This is a genomic window from Oleiphilus sp. HI0123, assembly GCF_001635315.1.
Genome location: NZ_LWGE01001591.1, coordinates 1 through 2738 on the forward strand (window position 1 = coordinate 1; position 2738 = coordinate 2738).

Annotated in this window: 2 protein-coding genes; one reads left to right on the forward strand and one right to left on the reverse strand. The window is 44.2% G+C overall.

All coding sequences use genetic code 11. The features are described 5' to 3' along the window. Positions 1-671 (reverse strand): GAF domain-containing protein (locus tag A3761_RS21355; RefSeq protein ID WP_156492014.1); only part of this gene is annotated, 671 nt, incomplete at its 3' end. 397 nt (positions 672-1068) lie between these two features. Between A3761_RS21355 and A3761_RS21360 the strand changes: the two genes are divergently transcribed. Continuing rightward, positions 1069-2697 (forward strand): cytochrome D1 domain-containing protein, encoded by a 1629-nt coding sequence (locus tag A3761_RS21360; RefSeq protein WP_068514287.1) that lies wholly within the window; start codon positions 1069-1071, stop codon positions 2695-2697. The last annotated feature ends 41 nt before the right edge of the window (positions 2698-2738 follow it).

The window sequence follows — 2738 nt, forward strand, 5'->3', positions numbered from 1 at the left end:
ACGATATCTAGCTCATCTTTCAGATTCATCATCACATCGCTCTGGCCGATCATCTCGCTGTCAGAGCTTTTCAGCAAAGTTTGACTGACTAATCGGTGGTGAGCTGCACTGGCTTCAAGTGAATCGATTCGTACGGCTGCCTTAACCGCCGCTTCGGTGAGTTTGGTAAATGTCCTCAGCTGGTCCTTATCAATCTGGTCAAAGGTGCCAGGTTCAAGCGCATCTAAGGTAAGTAGTCCCCACGGCTTTTCATTAATTAATAAGGGAATGCCCATACAGTCGTGTACATCAGGGTGTTGGTTGTTTTCACCGATTAATCCATCGTAAGGGTCAGGTAGGTCTGAGTTCGCCTCAAAGTGTACCAGCCCTTTTGAATGGATCACTTGAGACAGTCTGGGATGTTCAGTAATGATGAATCGTCTTCCTAGTACGTCATCGCTTAATCCTTTCATTGCAATAGGGCGAAGTTGACTGCCTTCCAGTTTCAAAACCGCCGCCGCATCGAACGGAAATATATTCTGCATATTGTTAAGCAGTCGCTGATAGCGACTTGCTTCAGGTAAGTCTCTAGGGAGGTCGGAAATGATCGCCGTAATCGTCTCGAATAATGAACCTGTTGTTGTCATATCTACCTCACTGTTGTCGAAATGATTTCTTGCTAAGGCGGTCATTATGATTTCCCTTGTTATAAATATTGTTATTTTTCAGCGCTTTATGTGTTGGTACGAAACTTGAGTATAGCTAGGTGAGACCTCCGGAATCGAAGCGGAGTATGGCAGTGAGGGAGCGGTGTTAATTTGATTGAGGTCAAGTAAACCGTCTTTTCAAATGATCTATCCACGAAGGAAGGAGGTATCTACCACTTTAAGGGTAGGTGTGGTTAGAGAGGAAGATAACGTTTTGAGAGAGACGTTGTAAGAAGATAGCAACACATATTTTTGGAGTAGTAACTTTTTTCGAACATAGCACTTCTTATAGCTTTATTGGGGATTCACGGCTTAAAGGGGGAAGTCGGACAAAAGACCCAAACGACAAATAGCGACAACAATTAACAGGAGTTCGCATACGATGAAGAACACAAAACATATATTGTCAGCATTAGCTCTAGCAATGGGCGTTGGCATGGGAGCCGGGGTTCAGGCAGCAACAAACACTGCACCAACCTTAACCCCTGAAGAATTCGACAAAGCAAAATCCATGTACTTTCAGCGTTGTGCGGGTTGTCATGGTGTATTACGTAAGGGGGCAACAGGTAAAAGTTTGATGCCTGAAGAAACCCTTAAGAAAGGAACCAAGCGTCTGTCTCGTATTATTGAGCTAGGTACTGAAGGTGGCATGAACAACTTTGATGATCTCTTCACTAAAGATGAGATTGACCTTCTTGCGAAGTATATTCAGTTGGAGCCTCCTGTTCCACCAGAGATGTCTTTAGCGATGATGAAAGAGCGGACCAAAGAATATATCGCTCTTAAAGACTATCCAACTAAACCTCTACATGGCCGTAATTGGGAGAACTTCTTTGTTGTCATTGAGCGTGATGCAGGTCTTGCTGCCATCATCGATGGTGACAAACATGAAATTGTTGCACACATCGATACGGGTTATGCAGTACACGTAATCAAGGGTACTGAGCACCATAAAACTGATCATGCGAAAGACGTAGGTCGTTTCTGGTACACCATTGGTCGTGACGGTAAGGTTAACAAGATCGATTTATGGCAGACGCCAGACAAGATGTTGGTAGCTGAAACTCAAATGGCGTATGACGCACGAGATATCGCTGTTTCCGGTGATGGCAAATATGTTATCGCTGGTGGTTATTGGCCTCCGCACTTCGTAATCATGGATGCAGAAACACTTGAACCTCTGAAAGTAGTTTCTTCTCGTGGTGTTAATGTTGACGGTGAGTATGTCGAAGAGTCTCGCGTTGCGGCGATCTACACAACACCTAATGAGCCAACTTGGATGGTTGCGATCAAAGAGTTAGGTCAAATGTGGCAGGTTGATTACAGCGACATCAATAACCTACGTATTGATCAAATGGATACTGCTAAGTTCTTGCATGATGGTTTCTTTGACCCAACAGGTCGTTACTTCCAAATCGCAGCAAACGCTTCAAACAAGATGGTTGTTGTTGATACGAAAGATCGTAAGTTAGAGAAAATGATCGATGTTGCTTCATTGCCTCACCCGGGTCCTGGTGCTAACTGGACTGATAAAGAGTGTGGCCCTGTTGGTGCAACGACTCACCTAGGTATTGGTGAAGTATCTGTTTGGGGCAACGACCCGATTGGTCATCCTGACCAAGCGTGGAAGCTGTGCTACACAGTTGAGACAGACGGTGCGGGCGTATTTATTCGTACCCATCCAACATCTCAATATGTATGGGCAGATCAGCTTAAGCACCCAGAGCCAGAAGTTCAGCAAAGTGTTCAGGTATTTGATAAGGACACACACGAAATCGTTAAAACTATTCGTGTAACTGAAGAAGAAGGTAAAGCGGCCTTGCACATGGAGTTCAACAAAGATGGTACTGAGGTTTGGGTATCTGTCTGGAACCGAACTGACAACAAGAACCCAACTGGTGAAATCGTTGTTTACGATGCGAAGACTCTTAAAGAGATTACTCGTATTAAAGGTTTAACAACGCCTACTGGTAAGTTTAACGTGTTTAACCGTGCTAACCACAAAACCTAATTACCGTTAGTAATAGTTATCTAGGTAATTAGTACTCCTGA